Below are 17369 nucleotides of genomic sequence, written 5' to 3' on the forward strand. Positions count from 1 at the left end.
AGCATAAGAAGAATAAATATATAGGGCGGGGACTGCCCGAATTAACGCCTGTGGAGATAGTAGGTCACGAGGTCTGTGAAGCAGGAAGCCCATTGGCTTTAGACAATGGGCAGTTCACATTAATAAATCAACTTTGGGGTTATATGCTCCACGAGGATCGACTAAAAAATGACAGACAGAAAACTGTGGAGAATTAGGCGGGTTTACTGAGGAAAGGATTTGACAGATGAAGATAAAGATGGTAGATGTGGCGAGACATCTCGGGATTTCTAAGGCAACGGTATCTCTGGCGGTTCACAACAAACCGGGAGTCAATCAGGAGACGAGACAGAAGGTTTTGGACTGCATTGCGCAGATGGAAAAAAACGATGGGATGATACCAGAATCTGTGTCCGTAAGTCTGCAAAATGGACAGCCTCTGCTGATTAAGGTAGTGATTCTGAATCATCAGAAGAAGGTCGTCTGTGACCCGGAATTGGATCTATGGTCGGAAGTTCTTGCGACGTTCGATGCACAGGCGAGAAAAATGGGATATCTGTACGGACTGACCTATGTGGGGGAGGATGAGGAGGAGATTGCAAATGTCATTAGAGAGTGCAATCTGGATCTGGTCGCCGGAGTCATTGTGTTTGGAACGGAGATGGATGAGACAGACAGGGAGATCTTAAGCCAGATTCATAAACCGATCGTCCTGTACGATTGTGATGTTCCAGATGGAAGATACAGCAGTGTCTGCATCAACAACTATGGAACGGTACACAAGGCATTGGATTATTTGAGAGCACATGGTGCTGATCAGATTCGATATTTTTCCACGGACAAAAACATCTACAATTTCAGAAAAAGGAGAGAGGCATTTCAGAACGATATGATTTCGTCGGGGACAATTCCGGAGAAGAGCGATTTTGTAGCACTTGGAAATACAATTCCAGAGATTACGCAGAATGCATTGAACTGGTTCCAGACGCATCCTCTTCCAGATGGAATTCTGCTTGAAAATTATCAGGTTTCGATTGGCACAGCAGTTGCGGTACGGAAACTTGGAATTCGGGTACCGGATCAGTTAAAACTTATTGGAATTGATGAGGTGCCGGAGTACATGGCATCGGGAATTCCGTTTGTTCAAATGAAAATCCCGCATGCGGAGCGCGCCCAGATTGCAATGGAATTGCTTGAAAAAGAGATTCGTGGAGAGTGGTCGGCAAGACTGAAGGTGTTTGCAGAATCAGACCTGATAGAGTGACTGAGGGATGGCGTGATGGCGCGCGTAAGATACAAAAAGGTCAAAGAAAAAGAAACGGAATCAGAAAGAAATAACAACAAAATAGGAAAGAAAAAAGAAAATCAGGAGTGTTTAAACGATTTTGTTTAAATACTCCTGATTTTTTGTGCATTTAAGTCAAAAACTGGTGAATTTGTTTATGAAACAAGCAGAAAAAGTTAAAATGCGTTTAAGATAGTTGAAAAATTCAACAAAACAGAGTAAGATAAAGATGCAAAGTTCAAATGAGTTTAAACAAACTTGAATGAAAAGACAGGACGGGGACATAAGAGAGACATAAGTGAGAGAGAAGAACTTCAGGGGGAAACAAAAAAATATGGGAGGTAACAGGGGATGAAACAGACAAATAATGTGTATGAGGGGGAAAATCGTTCGCTCCATATGAAAGAGCGAATCGGCTATGGAGTTGGAGACTTTGCAAACAATATGATGTATGCTCCGGTCAATTCTTTTTTCACATACTTTTTGACAAATGTGGCGGGACTTGGTGCAGGAATTGTGGGGACAATTCTGCTTCTGTCGCGTCTGATGGATGGTGTGAGTGATCTGATTGTGGGAACATTCATGGAAAAGATTCACAGCAAACATGGAAAAGCGCGTCCGTGGCTTCTGTGGTGGTGCGTTCCATTTGCAGTGTCTCTGGTATTGATGTTCAGTGCTCCGGATTTTGGAACAACGGGAAAGATTGTCTATGCGTTTCTGACCTATAACCTGGCAGTGACAGTTGTGTATACTGCAATCAATCTTCCGTTTGGTTCTCTGGCAGCGCTGATGACGAAGAACCAGACGGAACGAGGATATTTAAATATTTCTAAGATGGTATTTGCATTTGGTGGAGGAATGGTTGTCAATGCACTGACGCTTCCGCTTGTTAAATATTTTGGAAATGATTCAAGTGCGTGGATGAAGACATTTGTGATTTACGGTGCAGTTGCAGTTGTACTGTTTTTGGTTGTATTTTTCACCACGAAAGAGGCGGTCACTGAGGAAGCTGAGAAGAATGATACTGTTGAGAAAGTCAATATTTCAGAGGCGCTTAAGAGTCTTGTAAACAACAAATACTGGTTGATTCTGCTTGCAATTTTCTTCTTAAACAGTGTGGTAAATGCTTTTATCGGTGTAAATGTGTACTATGCGCAGTTTATCATGAAAGATGACAGCCTTGTTGGAAGCCTCTCGATTTTCCAGAATATTGCTTCGTTCGTCGCGTTTGCAATGTGCACCGCAATTATCCGAAAAGCAGGAAAGCAGAAAATTGCGATTGCAGGTGTGGCAATCTCTTTTGTCGGATATGCGATGGTTCTTGTCAATCCGACAAGCTATGCAGTGCTCTATACGGCAGCTGTTGTCAAAGGAATTGGAAACGCAGCACTCTCAGGCGTGATGTATGGAATGCTTGCAGATACGGTTGAGTACAATGATTGGAATTCCGGAATCCGTGCAGAAGGACTTGTGTTCAGTGCAAATTCGATTGGACAGAAGATAGGTTCTGGTATCGGATCAGCAATTCTTGGTTGGGTGCTTGCTGGATTTGGTTTCGTGAGCTCTTCTGCAATTCAGCCGGACAGCGCCATCAACGGAATTCGCATGATTTTCCTGTATGTGCCGATTGTGGTATTTGCAATCATGTTTGTCATTCTGCTCTTTTATAAACTCGATGAGGAGTACGGCGGAATTGTAAAGGAACTTGAAGCACGGGCAGAGAAAAAGAATGCTCAGAAATAAACAGAGTGAAAGAAATTAAAAGAAAGTAAAAGAAAGCAAAATAAAGTGAAACAGAGCAAACTAGAGTGAGATAGCATGAAGTGGGAAGCTGGAGAAGATGGAAAAAATGGAAAAGAGAAGTGTGGAACAGTATAAGGTTTTTGATTTGAATATAAAGGGAAGCAAAGCCGGAAATCCGTTTAAGGAAGCAAAGTTGGAGGCTGTTTTCTCAAATGGTACGGAGAGATATCGTGTAAAAGGATTCTATAAAGGGGACGGCAATTATGGAATCCGTTTTATGCCGGGGAGTGTCGGAGAGTGGAAGTATGAGATTTTCGGCATGGATGTGGATGATGAGAGGATCGTCTGCACGGAGGATGATAAAATCGGAGAGGAGAAAAATGATGAAAACGGAGAGCGCAGAAGCGGAAGTTTCCTGTGCACTCCGGCTTCCGAGGAAAACCATGGACGGGTTCTTCTCGCAAAGAATGTTTACCAAAAAGGCGAGGTAAATTTTTATCCGACTGAGGATGAATATCACTTTGCATATGAGGATGGAACGAGATACCAGCCGTTTGGAACGACCTGCTATGCGTGGATCAACCAGAAGGAGGAGATCCAGGAGCAGACGCTTGAGACTTTGAAACAGACTCCATTCAACAAGATTCGGATGTGCATTTTCCCGAAGTCTTACTCCTACAATACGGAAGATCCGGAGATGTATGCGTTTGAGGGGGATGCTGAAAGCGGTTTTGATTTTGAGCGGTTCAATCCGAAATTTTTTGAGAATCTCGAAAAGCGGGTAAACCAGCTTGATGAGCTTGGTATTCAGGCAGACATCATTCTCCTGCATCCGTATGACCGGTGGGGATTTAGTAAAATGACGAGAGAGCAGGATATTTTTTATCTCACCTATGTCGTTAGAAGACTCTCTCATTTCAAGAATGTCTGGTGGTCACTGGCAAATGAATATGATCTGATGCCACAGAAGCCGGTGGAGAACTGGGAGACCTACGCACATGTCATTATGGAAAATGATCCCTATGGACATCTTCGCTCCATTCACAACTGTATCCCGTTCTACGATCACAGCAGACCCTGGGTGACGCATTGCAGTATCCAGAGAATTGATGTGTATAAGACGGCAGAGATGGTAACGGAGTGGAGAAAACAGTACCGCAAACCGGTTGTGATCGATGAGTGCGGATATGAGGGAAATATTGATTTTGGCTGGGGAAATTTAACCGGAGAAGAGCTGACGAGAAGATACTGGGAGGGCTGTGTGCGCGGTGGTTATTTATCTCACGGCGAAACCTATGTGGATCGTGGAGATCAGATCTGGTGGTCTCACGGCGGAACGCTGACAGGAGACAGCGTGGCACGGATCGGATTTTTAAAGCAGATTTTGGCAGAAACGCCGGTGGATGCAGAACCGCTTGAGTTGACACCGGAGAATCACGAGGAGAATTGGGATGCGCCGTGTATGCATCTTGGGGATGAGTTTTTCCTGTATTACTATGGATTCTCCAGACCGCTTTACCGCAACTATACTCTGCCGGCAGGAAAGAAATACAAACTGGAACTTATTGATACCTGGAATATGACGATTGAAGAACTTCCGGAAATTTATGAAGGAAAAATCCGAATCAAAATGGGTGCAAGACAGTATATGGCAGTTAGAATGAAACAGGTAGAGAGTGAGAACGTGTGAGGATAAGTTGAGTGTAAAGATGAGAGGTAAAAGAAAATGAGAAATTCGTTTCCATTTCGCAGGATTCTCTGGGTCATCATCGGAAACCTGATTATCGGTGTGGGCTGTGCGCTGTTTCGACTTGCAAATTTGGGAACAGATCCGTTTTCCTGTATGAATCTGGGAGTCAGCAGTCATCTGCCGATCAGTTACGGGACGTACCAGATGCTTTGGAATTTTGTCTTTTTTATTCCGATGTTGATCTGGTACCGGGAGGGAATTCAGTTTGGATCTTTTGTCAATATGATCGGTGTCGCTTACATGTCGGATTTCATTGTCTGGCTGTGTGGACATGTCGGAATCGGTGTTGAGCAGATGCAAAGTCTGATCGGGATTCGTCTGGGGATTATGGTGATTGCGCTTCTGTTTTACTGCGTCGGAGTCGCTATCTATGTTGAGTGTGCAATCGGAGTTGCCCCGTATGATGCGCTCGGTCAGATGATTGAAATCTGGACGAGAGGGCGGGTGAAATTTTCGATTGCGAGGGTTCTGCTCGATGTGGTGAGTGTCGCGATTGGGTTTGCGACGGGAAGCGTGATTGGAATTGCAACACTTGCGACCGCTTGTATGACGGGACCGCTTGTCACATGGTTTCGCAGAAATCTTGCGAGCAGAATGATAGCATAAAAAATAAAATTAAATCATGGATAAACTCTAGTCACTGTGAAAAGAAGAGAATTTCCTTTTTTGCACAGTGACTTTTTTGTATGACAAGATTTTTGTATGATGGGAAATTACGTCCTATTATATAAAAATGCTCCGTAGAGATGTACTTTGGATTTGATTTTTTGTTTTCTAAAAAATTTTCTTCGAACACTGAGAAACGGATATGGATAAAGCGTACAGATCGTGTATAATGGTGGCAGGGATATACCGGAGTATCCGAATAAAGAATTCGATTCAGAGAAGGAGGAGAAGATCAAGATGGAGATAAAATCAGTTGCAGTTTTGGGAGCGGGGGCAGTCGGCTCATACATCATTTGGGGACTTTATAAAGATAAAAAGGTTAAACTCGGCGTGGTTGCGGAAGGAGAGCGCGCAGAGCGCCTGAAGGCAAATGGATGCAGGATCAACGGGGAGGTCTACCGCCCGGATATTTGGTCGCCCAAGGAGGCACACGGCGTGGATCTTCTGATTGTCTCTCTGAAATACGGGGCACTTCCGGGGGCAATGAAAATGATCCGGACGATTGTCGGTGAGAACACGATCGTGATGAGCCTGATGAACGGAATTGACAGCGAGGAGCTGATTGCAAAGGAGATCGGGGAGTCTCATATTTTGTATTCTCTGATTAAGGTTGCTTCCCAGAGAAAAGAAGATGGTTGCTACTTTGACCCGGAGACGACGATCGGAATTATTTTCGGAGAAGTTTCTGCTCCGTATGAGAGTGAGCGCGTGCAGGCGGTCAAGGCACTCTTTGCAGATACCGGAATCCGCATCCGCTCGACTGACTGTATCCGCGAGGAGATGTGGAGCAAGTTCCGCCTGAATGTCTGCAACAACCTTCCGCAGGCGATTCTCGGGGCGGGAGTCGGATGTTACCGCGACAGTGTTCATATGAAAGCGATCAGCGATGGTCTGCGTGCGGAACTTGAGGCGATTGCAGCGGCAAAGGGAATTGATATGTCCCGGATTGCGTCTTCTTCCACGCATGGAGCACCGGTGCGCCCGTCGGCGAGATATTCTACTTTGCAGGATCTTGAGGCAGGCAGACACACGGAGATTGATATGTTCTCCGGCGCACTGATGCGCATGGGAAAAGAGCTTGGAATCGCGACTCCGTACAACGAGTATACCTATCATATGATTAAGGCACTCGAAGAAAAGAATGACGGAAAATTTGATTACGACGATCAGAACGAGGAGCTTGTCTGGTCAAAATAAGTTTTGAAAGATGGGCATAAAATTTTCTTTCACCGCGCTCTGTTTTGTGATATGATGGGACAAGCAAGATAGTTAAAAAAATGGCAAAGGAGATTTCTCATGGGTGAACTGTTATTTATGAAGCCTTATTGCAAGGAAGTTATTTGGGGCGGAACAAAATTAAAGAGCATTTATGGTTATGAGACACAGGGCGATCACACCGGAGAGGCGTGGGTGATCAGTGCAAATCCGGACGGTCAGAGTGTTGTGACGGACGGAACGTATGCAGGAAAGACGCTGAAGGAACTCTGGGATCAGCACAGAGAGCTTTTCGGAAATCTGGAAGGCGAGGTATTTCCACTTCTGATCAAGCTCATCGATGCGAGAGATCATCTGAGCATTCAGGTACATCCGGACGATGAGTATGCGTACTCTCATGAGAACGGAGAGAAAGGAAAGACCGAGTGCTGGTATATCGTGGACTGTGATGAGGGAGCGGACATCGTGATCGGTCACAAAGCCCAGACAAAAGAAGAGCTGAAAGCGATGATCGATGAGGGAAGATGGGATGACCTTCTGAACGTGATTCCGATTCACAAGGGTGATTTCTTCTACATTCCGGCAGGCACGGTTCATGCGATCCGCAAGGGAACGCTGATCCTCGAGACCCAGCAGAACAGTAACATCACCTATCGCCTGTACGACTATGGAAGATTGCAGGACGGCAAGCCGAGACAGCTTCACATCAAGCAGAGTCTTGACGTGATCCGCTGCCCGCAGGAGCGTGAGAATACTGTGCAGGAAGCAGTCGAGAAAGACGGAAACATCAGCCAGCGTCTTGTGAGCTGTCCGCTGTTTACGGTGGATCACTTTGAGATTGCAGAGAAGATGACAATGGAACAGCCGTATTCCTTCCTGATTGTCGATGTCCTTGAAGGCGAGGGAAGCGTGAATGGGCGTCCGATCAAGAAAGGGGATCACTTCATCGCGCCGTTTGGCTGTGGCAATCTGGAATTTGACGGAAAGCTTGAACTGATCACCTCTCATGTTTCTTAAAATGTCGATAAAAGGCGGATAAAAAAACGGATATAAAAGATGAGAGAACTTGAGCAGAAATGAGAAAATAAGAAAAGGAGAGCAAAACTATGCTGTTTGGAGCACTTGAAGCAGGCGGTACAAAAATGGTATGCGCAATCGGAAATGAAAATGGAGAGATTTTAGAGCAGAAGTCGATTCCCACAACGACTCCGGAGGAGACGATGCCGGCAATTCTGGAATATTTCAAGGATAAGGAGATTTCAGCAATCGGAGTTGCCTGCTTTGGACCGATCGATCTGAACAAGAATTCTGAGACTTACGGATACATCACTTCCACACCGAAGATCCCGTGGAGAAATTACAACATCGTCGGTGCAATCAAGGATGCACTCAAGATTCCGGTTGGATTTGACACCGATGTAAATGGCTCTCTTTTAGGAGAGGTGACCTGGGGCTGTGCAAAGGGGCTGACGGATGCTGTTTATTTCACAATCGGAACCGGTGTCGGTGCAGGAATCATGACCAACGGAAAGATGCTTCACGGCATGCTTCATCCGGAGGCTGGCCATGTGAAGATGGTTCCGCGCAGCGGTGACACCTACAAGGGAAAATGCCCGTACCACGGAACCTGCTTTGAGGGTATGGCAGCAGGCCCGGCAATCGAGGAGAGATGGGGAGCAAAGGCAATTCAGCTCGCAGACCGCGAGGAAGTATGGGATCTTGAGAGTTATTACATTGCTCAGGCACTGATGGGAATCGTTCTGACGCTCAGCCCGCAGAAGATCATTTTAGGCGGCGGCGTCATGCACCAGAAACAACTCTTCCCGATGATTCGCGAGAAGATGCTCAAAGAACTGAACGGCTATATCCAGGCAAAAGAGCTGGCTGACATTGACAATTACATCGTTCCGGCAAGCCTCAACGATGATCAGGGAATCATGGGCTGCATTAAGCTGGCGATGGACAGTCTGAAAGAGGAAAATTAAGTAAGGATCTGACGGCAATGAGAGAAAAACTGACACAGCACGACGTAGAAAAAATTCAACAGGAGATTGACCAGAGAAAACTGGTGGAGCGCCCGAAACTGATTGAGGCAGTCAAGGAAGCGCGCTCACATGGAGACTTGAGTGAGAATTTTGAGTATCACGCGGCAAAGCGGGAGAAAAATCAGAATGAGAGCAGAATCCGTTATCTGGAGAATATGCTTAAAAATGCGATTGTGATTTCCGATGCTTCCCGCGAGGACGAAGTTGGGCTGAATAATACGGTGACTCTTTTCATGGAAGATGATGACGAGGAAGAAGTCTACAAGCTTGTGACAAGCATACGCGGAAGTTCGATCCACAACATGATCAGCACGGAGTCGCCGCTTGGGCGGGCGATTCTGCGCCATAAAGTTGGCGACCGCGTGCTGGTGCAGGCAAATGAGACATACAGCTATTATGTGACAATCCGAAAGATCGAGAACACTGACGATTCGGACGACACGATCCGGAAGTATTAAACGAAATATCCCGCGCCACCATTGGCTTTTGTTTAAGTCGATGGCGGTGCGGGAATTTTTTATATGATAGGAAATTGCGTCCTATCATACAAAAAATGCTCCGCAAGGATGCGCACTCGGCGCAGGGGAAGATGGTTGCCAAAGCACATTCTTTTTTATGGTGAAGCGGAGATCTCCGATGTGACAATTTATTTGCGTGATTCTTCGGAGGCTTCCGTGGCAATCTCATCTACAAGATGCTCGAGTTCATCTCGCTTAAGCCCAGGTTCACAGCTGATGGAATAACAGAAGGTTTCGTCATGCCAGATGGCGAGAACATAGTTTCCGTTTTCTCCTTTCAGGATAAGAGAAAGTCCGTCAAGATCCGTTGTGATGACATCGGAATATTCGTTGTAATCCCCGGAATTGTCCGTCTCTTCTCCTCTTGCGGACTGGCGGTAGGTAATTTCATTGTCAGTACCTCTGTAAGTGATCTGTGCAAGCTCATCAAAGTAGGAGGTGTACTCGGTGGAATTCACTTCAAACGGGAAATCATAGAGTCCAAAGACCTTAAATCCCATTCTCCGGGAGAGTTCATTGATGGATTTGCAGGTCTCAATCGACGAAGTTCCCGGGGCACTTCCAACCCCTTCGACGGGCGGTGGATTTGTGATCCGGTTGACCATCTGTGGGAGTGTCGAAGCTCCAATTGCGAGGATCAGGAGGCTGGCACATACAGGAAGGTAGCGGGAAAATCTCTGGAACGGAAAGAGTTTCTTCTCCTGAGAGAGCACAACATTTTTCAGAATTCGACTGCGCATCTCATCCGTGACTTCAATGTGATCCATGATTTCTTTGTAGGAGTTATTCTTGGGGGATTTACTCAAAGTCATACACCTCCTTCAAAATAAATCTCAGCTCCGCGCGTCCCCGCCTTAGATCTGAGCGGATTGTGCTCTCCTTGCGTCCGAGAATCTTTGCGATCTCCGCGGTCGAGTAGCCCTCGTAATAAAACAGGTGAATGGCTTCCCGATATTTGTCGGGAAGATTTTTGACGGCTTCCCAGACAAAGGAGAGATCGTCTTTTTTCTCGTCGATCAGCTTCTCGTCAAGCTCATCGGTCATGCGGAGGCGGTTGTAGGCAATCCTGTTTTTGGAGAGATTGGCGGCAACCTTTAAAAGCCATGCTTTCTCGTGTGCCTCATTTTCAAATGAGGGGGCGGAGTCGAGGTAGGATATCAGGGTATCCTGAAGGAGATCCTCGGCATCGCTCATGTTGTGCACGTAGGAGTAGGCAAGGCGCAGGATGGAGTTTCCGTAAGTGTCAAGAATGTAGCCGGCATTCTCTGCGAGAGATTCCTGACGTGCCAGCCGCTTTTTTCCAGATGCATATCTATAAATCTTTGCGTGGAAGACCGACAGAAATTTTTTCAGTGATCTCAAAAAATCGAAACCGCCCGGCGGGCAGGAAAGTTCCAATGAAAGCATACTCATACAAATACAAATCCCCTTAAAATTTCTTTGGTGTGTCGTTTGTTGACGCGCAGATGAAAGCTGCGCCGGTGAGAGATATTACTGACATTCCGGTGTTGCTCAATATCTGTTCCTGCGTTACTCGATGTCAGCAATCAGAGCGCTGATCTCATCGACAGAGATGCCATCTGTGCTGATCGAGTAAGCATAACCGCCGTCTGTCCAGATCGCAGTTTTCACCATGCCATTATCTCCCTTCATTGTGACTTCGCGTGTGCCGATCTTGGAAGTGGAAGTCTCGGAGTAGGTATTGTAGTCCCCGCTGATATCTGCGCTGTCTGTATCAGAATTTTTGTCATAGAGACCTTTTCGGATCCGCGCGATCTCTGTGCAGGAAGTCTCAGAAGTGCTGTTGTCTGCTGTTGCATCTTCCTGACCGTTCTTTGCGTCGTAGTCTCTGAGGTAGATTACCTCAATCATCTCGTTTCCGAGGGTGCGAAAGACGTTCGCAGAGACTCCCTGAACCGCCTCGGGAACCTTGATCGAAAATCCCGCAGCTGTCTGAGCGTCGGCGAGACTTGTGTGGTCTGTGAACGGGTTTGGCATCGAAGCCATCTGCTCAGTCTCATTTGCAGTGGGTTCGTGTGCCGAAATTTCATTTGCTGTGGTCTCAGCCCTGGTTGAAATCTCGGCCCCGGCCGCAGCCTCGTGCCTCGCGCAGGCACTCATCGAGACGAGTGTCAGAAGACCGAGAGCTGTGAGACAGGTGCGGATCTTGCGGCTGCCGGTTGTTTTGGTACTGCTTTTCTGATCAAAGCCATTCTTGTTCCAGTTTGCTGCGTTCTCATTTTTGTTTGTTCTTCTCATAATAAAATTCTCCTCATCTTTCTTAGTTTGTTTTTTGTTTTCTACCCTTTATACAGATGAGGAGAATGAAATGTTGCAAAAAAAATAAAAAAATTTAAAAATTGTTTATTTGCAGAAATCAGATCCATTCATCGGATCCATTCAAATCAGATTCATCCATATCAGATCCATCCGCCGTCCATGGCGATGACCTGTCCGGTCAGGTAGGAACCCTTGTATCCGAGGTGGTAGACAAAGTCGGCAACTTCCTCCGCTGTTCCAAGACGGCCTGCCGGAATCTCGTCGACGAGCTGGAGCATCTCATCTTCCTCCATCCACTGATTCATCTCCGTATCAATCGCTCCGCAGGCAACAGCATTCACCTGGATGTTGCTCGGTGCAAGTTCCTTTGCGAGTGCGCGGGTGAAGGCATTGATTCCGCCCTTTGTTGCGGAGTAGGCAACTTCACAGGAAGCTCCGACATTTCCCCAGACAGAAGAAATATTTACGATCTTTCCGGAACCGGCGGAGAGCATCATCGGGATTGCCAGTTTGCAGCAGTTAAAGACAGAGGTCAGATTTGTGCGGATGATGCGGTCCCAGTCCTCACTCGTCATATCCTGAAGAAGTCCGATGTAATCGACACCGGCATTGTTGACGAGGACGTCGAGAGAGCCGTACTGCTTGCGGATGAGGTCAAACAGTTTTTCACAGTCCTCCATCTTTCCCATATCTCCGAGGAAAGCAGTGCAGCCAACCTGATAGCCGGAGATCTCTTTTTGCGCCTGAAGCAGTTCGCGCTCCCGGTGTGCACAGTTGATGATGACGTTATATCCTTTTTTAGCAAATTTTACGGCGATCGCCTTTCCGATTCCGCGGGAAGCACCCGTTACAAGCACTACTTTTTTAGACATACAAATACGCTTCCTTTCTTTTTTATCTGCTGTTTTTTGCTGCATTTTTTCTGAAACCAGATTGAAATCAGATTGAAAAATCTGATAAGTCAATTATAAGTTTTTCGGGGAGAATGAGCAAGGAAAATTCTTGAATCCTTTACGATTCAATTACAATTTTCGTAACTCTCTGTATCTTAAAAGAAACTTGTGTTATACTGAACCACAGTTACCTGATTGAAGCGCGGCAAAAGCGTGAATCACAGGAATATATGTGGGAAGATATGTGAAAAAATATAGATAGAAAATGGTAATAAAAAATCGTGATAGAAAATCAAAGCGAACAGGAGTGAAACATGGAAAAAAAGTATGATCTGGTGATTATCGGTTCCGGACCGGCAGGACTGGCAGCTGCGATTTATGCACAGCGGGCGAGATTAAATACCCTTGTGATTGAGAAAGAGATGATCAGCGGCGGACAGGTGCTGACGACATACGAGGTTGAGAATTACCCGGGATTTCCGGGAGTGGACGGATTTTCCCTCGGAATAAAATTTCGGGAGCACGCAGATCATCTCGGAGCAGAATTCGTCACCGATGAGATCATGGGAATCCGTCTGATGCAGGAGGCTGATCTTCAGATGCCTGATGCTTCGGAGGATGGAGCAAGGGATCTGCGCGTTGCACAGGTGGAGACACCGGGGGATGCAGAGATTGTGCCGATCGGAGAAAGAAACAGGGAGTCTGGTGACAGTGCAGGGGAACGCATGGATGCGGGCGGACATTTGGATTTTCAGAAGACGTGGAAAGTGCTCACCGGAAAGAAAGAAACTTATCTTGCAAAGACCGTGATTCTGGCTTCGGGAGCAACCCATAAAAGTCTCGGAGTGCCTGGAGAGGAGCGCCTCAGAGGTTCTGGCGTGAGCTACTGTGCGACCTGCGATGGAGCTTTTTTCCGAAAAAAGGAAGTCGCTGTCGTCGGTGGTGGGGATGTGGCACTGGAAGATGCGATTTTTCTGTCCCGGATGTGCAGCAGGGTGTATCTGATTCACCGGAGAGGGGAGCTGCGCGGGGCAAAGGTACTTCAGGAACAGCTGATGGCGCTTGAAAATGTGACGATTCTCTGGAACACGGTGGTGGAAGAAATCTGCGGAGAGCAGAGGGTGGAGAAGCTTGTGCTCAGAAATGAAAAGAGCAAAGAACACTCTGAACTTCCGGTGAGCGGAGTCTTTGTGGCAGTGGGAATTGATCCGAACAGCGCACTTGTGGAAGATTTGATCAAAATGGATCACGGGTATGTGTGTGCCGGAGAGACGTGTGAGACGAGTGTGCCGGGTATCTTTGCGGCGGGAGATGTGAGAACAAAACAGCTGCGCCAGATTGTAACGGCTGCGTCAGATGGCGCAAATGCGGTCAGCAGCGCCGAGCGCTATCTGAATGCGTGGAAGCAGAATCATCGTTAGAGAGAAAGACCGATCAAAATCAGAGGGAGATCAAATAGATGAGGAAGAAAACAATCAGGATTCTGACCCTGAGCTGCGTGTGCGCGATGACTTTGGGGGTGATTCCCGCCTATGCAGATGTGCAGAAATCTCAGCATACCGTATCGGTTGTGGCATCGCAGGGAAATTATGAAAATATTGCTGTCTCACAGGTATCTGATTATGTGAACATCAGAGAGAATCCGAACACGAGCAGTACGATCGTCGGAAAGATTTATAACAACTGCGCCGCGACGATTCTTGAGACCGTCGAGGGAGAGGGCGGAAAGTGGTACCGGATCCAGTCGGGTGCGGTAACCGGATACATCAAGGCACAGTATTTCGTGACCGGAGATGCAGCCGAACAGCTTGCACGTTCGATCCGGAGAGAGTTTGTCACGATCAGCGCAGATGGACTCCGCTTAAGATCTGAGCCGAATCTGACGAGCACGACATTGACGCTGCTCTCTCAGGGCGCAGAGTATATCGTTGTCGACGATGAGGGGGATTTCTTTAAGGTGGAGATCGATGAGGATCTTGTCGGTTACGTCTCCAAGAATTACTGTACGGCGCGCGTGGAATTTGATCAGGCAGTGACGCTTCAGGAAGAAAAGGAAAAGAAGGCGGAAGAGGAGAAGAGAAAGCAGGAGGCAGATTCCGCGATTGCCCAGCTTGAGGAAGTCCGCAGAGTGGAGGCCAAGGAGGAAGCAGAGGAGAGCCAGACAGGAGAAAATGGCACTGTGATTGCGCCAAATCCGTCCGGCTCAAATTCTTCCGCGAATGGAGGATCGGCACCGGCAGCGTCGAGTCCGTCCTCTGACAATGGGGCGACGATCATTGCCACGAAACCGGATGATGTTGCGACAACCTCACCGGCACAGAACAACAGCAGCAATGGCAGCGGAAACAGTGGGACAAGCAGTAACGGCAGTACCGGCACGAAGCCGTCAGCGACTGTCGTACAGCCGTCGAATTCATCGTCTTCCTCAAATACCACCACCTCAGATTCCAAGAAGAGTGCGACGATCAAGGGCGGTGGCGGACCGGGCTCCGCAGCGGTTGTCACAGCGACGAGAACAGCGATTGTCGCCTATGCAAAACAGTTCCTCGGAAATAAATATGTGTACGGTGGGACAAGCCTGACGACGGGCGCTGACTGTTCCGGATTCACGCAGGCGATTTTTGCACACTTTGGAATCACGACGGGAAGAACCTCGAGAGATCAGGCCCAGAATGTCAAGACAATCCCGATTTCGAGCATCCAGCCGGGCGATCTTCTGTTCTATGGAAGTGGAAGCAACATCACGCATGTGGCAATTTACATAGGAGATGGAAAGGTTATCCACTCGAGCAATCCGAGAACCGGCGTCATCATCTCCCCGTACAACTATCGAACCCCGAGCAAAGCGGGAACATTCTTGGATTAAGGGGGAGGTATGGAACAGAAAAAACAGTATTATGGTCTGGATGTCGTGAAATTTGGTCTCGCCCTTCTCGTTGCAGGCCGCCACATGATCCAGGTCTTTTACGCGCAGGAGAGCAGCTGGCGGCTGATTGTCGGCTCCTGGCTCTCCAATCTGGCGGTGCCGTTTTTCTTTACGGTTGCGGGCTTTCTGCTGTTTCGGAAAATCTGCGGGACAGAGAATTGTGCAAGGGAAGGCGGAAACCGGAATGGAAAGAAAAATGAAAATAAGAATGAAAATAAAAATGGATATGGAAATGAATGCGAGAGCAGCAAGCGTGGATGCGAAGATGGTCGCGGGCGAAGCCGCAAAAAGGCACAGAAGAGTGGGTGGAGCCAGGTTTTAAAATATTGCTGGCGCATTTTGAAACTTTATGTGCTCTGGTGTGTGATTTACTGGCCGATCGACATTTACAACTGGTACCACGGGACGGCATCGATCAAGGAGACAGTGATCTTTTATATCCGCTCGTTCTTCTTCTCGAGCACGATTGCCCAGCTCTGGTATCTGCCGGCGCTGATCACGGCATGTCTGATTGTCTGGTGCGTGTCCCTCGGCGCGCGGTATATCACGCCGGCTCTTCTTGTGACGGGAGCGCTGTTTGCGGCGGGGTGTCTCGGAGATAACTGGTATTTCACGGCGATGCTTCCACAGAAGATTCAGGACCTGATTTATCTGTACGGACAGCACTGCATGACGATGAGAAATGGAATTTTTTACGGAAGTTTTTATGTGTGTCTGGGGCTTCTCTTTGCGAAGAAAAAGAAACAGCTGCCGTTCCTTCTGTCACTTATTCTGGCCATTTTCTTCTGCTGGGTGATGAAGAAAGAGGTGACGCGCTGCGGAAATATCAACATCGTGATTTCTGCTGCACCGACTGCCTATTTCCTGACGGAGGCTGCGCTTGCACTGCGTCTTCCGGACTGGAAACTTTTCACAAGACTGAGAGCGATGAGCGAGTGGGTGTATCTGTCCCATTTTTATTTCTTTTACTTTTTTTCATGGACGGCGAAGATCAATCCGCTGCCGCTCACAGAGAAAAATATTATGCTCTGCATCTTTATCCCGATGCTGATCTTTGCATGGTGGATGGCGTGCCTCGGTGAGAAGAGAAGATGGGTCAGAAAACTGATCTGAGTGGGAAGCAAAAAGTAAGAAGCAAAAGTGAGAAACAAAGTGTAAGAAGCAAAAATGTAAGAAGCAAAATGAGGAGGCGCGTCTGCGCCTCCTCGAATTTTTTATGGAATCTGATTAAGTGGAAAAGCGAAATGTTAAGTGAAACGATTACTCAAATTCCGGCTCAATCAGACCATATGTATTGTTCTTTCTCTTGTATACGACATTGACCTGATCGGTCTCTGCATTCAGGAATACATAGAAGGTGTGGCCAAGCAGTTCCATCTGAACGCAAGCCTCTTCCGGATCCATCGGCTTTACTGCGAAGCGTTTGGTCTTTACGATGTCGATCTCGTCATCGGTATCGAATTCCTCGTTGATGAACAGATCTGAGAATGCCATTGCGCTCTGCTTCTTGTCGATCAGTTTATTCTTATATTTTTTCATCTGACGCTCGATGATCTCTTCTACCAGATCGATGGAGACGTACATGTCGTTGCTGGATTCTTCAGCACGGATCATATTTCCCTTAACCGGGATCGTAACTTCGATTTTCTGTTTGCCTTTCTGCACGCTGAGAGTGACGATTACCTCTGTGTCCGGATTAAAATAACGATCAAGTTTTCCGATTTTTTCTTCTACTGCTGCACGCAGGCCCGGAGTCACATCGATGTTTCTTCCTGTAATAGTATAACGCATAGTCATCAGCTCCTTCTTTTGAGATGACTCCAGTATAGCACACAAGTCCGAAAAATTCAACAAAAATACGCAAATTGTTGTGACAATTATTCTTAAAAAAATATAAATAGAAATATTTCTGTATAAGAATAAGTATTGAACTATAAATGAGCAAATTTGAAAAATTGCACAAAACTACGCCACGGTCTTTACAAAGGAGTCAAAATCATTGCATTCCCTTGCACATTGATAGAGGACTCGATATTTTTCCATCTGGATTATGTCACTGATCTTGTGAT

General features: G+C 47.0%; 17 protein-coding genes. 12 read left to right on the plus strand and 5 right to left on the minus strand.

What is annotated here, in order from left to right; translation table 11 throughout:
• The 9 genes from ACR0QE_RS10880 to greA form a co-directional block, all read left to right on the plus strand.
• A partial coding sequence (locus tag ACR0QE_RS10880) for a hypothetical protein (RefSeq protein ID WP_432628377.1) occupies positions 1-197 on the plus strand: 197 nt, incomplete at its 5' end.
• A gap of 29 nt (positions 198-226) precedes the next feature.
• On the plus strand, positions 227-1243 hold the full coding sequence (locus tag ACR0QE_RS10885) for a LacI family DNA-binding transcriptional regulator (RefSeq protein WP_432628378.1): 1017 nt from the start codon (positions 227-229) through the stop codon (positions 1241-1243).
• Positions 1244-1615: 372 nt separating this feature from the next.
• On the plus strand, positions 1616-3007 hold the full coding sequence (locus ACR0QE_RS10890; RefSeq protein ID WP_432628379.1) for an MFS transporter: 1392 nt from the start codon (positions 1616-1618) through the stop codon (positions 3005-3007).
• A gap of 97 nt (positions 3008-3104) precedes the next feature.
• Positions 3105-4697, plus strand: coding sequence for a DUF5605 domain-containing protein (locus tag ACR0QE_RS10895; RefSeq protein ID WP_432628380.1), 1593 nt, complete (start codon positions 3105-3107; stop codon positions 4695-4697).
• 36 nt (positions 4698-4733) lie between these two features.
• Positions 4734-5363 (plus strand): YczE/YyaS/YitT family protein, encoded by a 630-nt coding sequence (locus ACR0QE_RS10900; RefSeq protein WP_432628381.1) that lies wholly within the window; start codon positions 4734-4736, stop codon positions 5361-5363.
• 297 nt (positions 5364-5660) lie between these two features.
• The gene (locus ACR0QE_RS10905; RefSeq protein WP_432628382.1) at positions 5661-6620 is read left to right on the plus strand and encodes a ketopantoate reductase family protein; all 960 of its coding nucleotides are present in this window, start codon (positions 5661-5663) and stop codon (positions 6618-6620) included.
• 99 nt (positions 6621-6719) lie between these two features.
• On the plus strand, positions 6720-7655 hold the full coding sequence (manA, locus tag ACR0QE_RS10910) for a mannose-6-phosphate isomerase, class I (protein WP_432628383.1): 936 nt from the start codon (positions 6720-6722) through the stop codon (positions 7653-7655).
• An 89-nt stretch (positions 7656-7744) separates the two neighbouring features.
• Complete coding sequence (locus tag ACR0QE_RS10915) at positions 7745-8623, plus strand: ROK family protein (RefSeq protein ID WP_432628384.1); 879 nt, start codon at positions 7745-7747, stop codon at positions 8621-8623.
• A gap of 17 nt (positions 8624-8640) precedes the next feature.
• Positions 8641-9141, plus strand: a complete 501-nt coding sequence (gene greA / locus ACR0QE_RS10920; protein ID WP_432628385.1) for a transcription elongation factor GreA — start codon at positions 8641-8643, stop codon at positions 9139-9141.
• Positions 9142-9329: 188 nt separating this feature from the next.
• Here greA and ACR0QE_RS10925 read toward each other — a convergent pair whose 3' ends face one another.
• From ACR0QE_RS10925 to ymfI, 4 genes are all read right to left on the minus strand, one after another.
• Entirely contained in the window at positions 9330-10007 is a 678-nt protein-coding gene (locus ACR0QE_RS10925; RefSeq protein WP_432628386.1) for a DUF4367 domain-containing protein, read from the minus strand.
• Positions 10000-10614, minus strand: coding sequence for an RNA polymerase sigma factor (locus ACR0QE_RS10930; protein ID WP_432628387.1), 615 nt, complete (start codon positions 10612-10614; stop codon positions 10000-10002). The genes ACR0QE_RS10925 and ACR0QE_RS10930 overlap by 8 nt, the downstream gene beginning before the upstream one ends.
• Before the next feature lie 117 nt (positions 10615-10731).
• Positions 10732-11460 carry a hypothetical protein gene (locus tag ACR0QE_RS10935; RefSeq protein ID WP_432628388.1) on the minus strand — a complete coding sequence of 243 codons (729 nt, stop codon included), beginning with the start codon at positions 11458-11460 and terminating at the stop codon, positions 10732-10734.
• Positions 11461-11621: 161 nt separating this feature from the next.
• Positions 11622-12353, minus strand: a complete 732-nt coding sequence (ymfI, locus tag ACR0QE_RS10940) for an elongation factor P 5-aminopentanone reductase (RefSeq protein ID WP_432628389.1) — start codon at positions 12351-12353, stop codon at positions 11622-11624.
• 335 nt (positions 12354-12688) lie between these two features.
• Here ymfI and ACR0QE_RS10945 point away from each other — a divergent pair, with 335 nt between their 5' ends.
• From ACR0QE_RS10945 to ACR0QE_RS10955, 3 genes are read left to right on the plus strand one after another with little or no spacing between them, the layout of a single operon-like run.
• The gene (locus tag ACR0QE_RS10945) at positions 12689-13795 is read left to right on the plus strand and encodes an NAD(P)/FAD-dependent oxidoreductase (protein ID WP_432628390.1); all 1107 of its coding nucleotides are present in this window, start codon (positions 12689-12691) and stop codon (positions 13793-13795) included.
• Positions 13796-13833: 38 nt separating this feature from the next.
• Entirely contained in the window at positions 13834-15240 is a 1407-nt protein-coding gene (locus ACR0QE_RS10950) for an NlpC/P60 family protein (protein ID WP_432628391.1), read from the plus strand.
• A 9-nt stretch (positions 15241-15249) separates the two neighbouring features.
• The gene (locus ACR0QE_RS10955; protein ID WP_432628392.1) at positions 15250-16413 is read left to right on the plus strand and encodes an acyltransferase family protein; all 1164 of its coding nucleotides are present in this window, start codon (positions 15250-15252) and stop codon (positions 16411-16413) included.
• A gap of 147 nt (positions 16414-16560) precedes the next feature.
• Here the strand turns inward: ACR0QE_RS10955 and hpf are convergent, their stop codons facing one another.
• Positions 16561-17091, minus strand: a complete 531-nt coding sequence (gene hpf / locus ACR0QE_RS10960) for a ribosome hibernation-promoting factor, HPF/YfiA family (RefSeq protein ID WP_432628393.1) — start codon at positions 17089-17091, stop codon at positions 16561-16563.
• Between the last annotated feature and the right edge of the window lie 278 nt (positions 17092-17369).

This window comes from Brotaphodocola sp., assembly GCF_050873065.1.
Classification (GTDB): Bacteria; Bacillota; Clostridia; order Lachnospirales; family Lachnospiraceae; genus Brotaphodocola.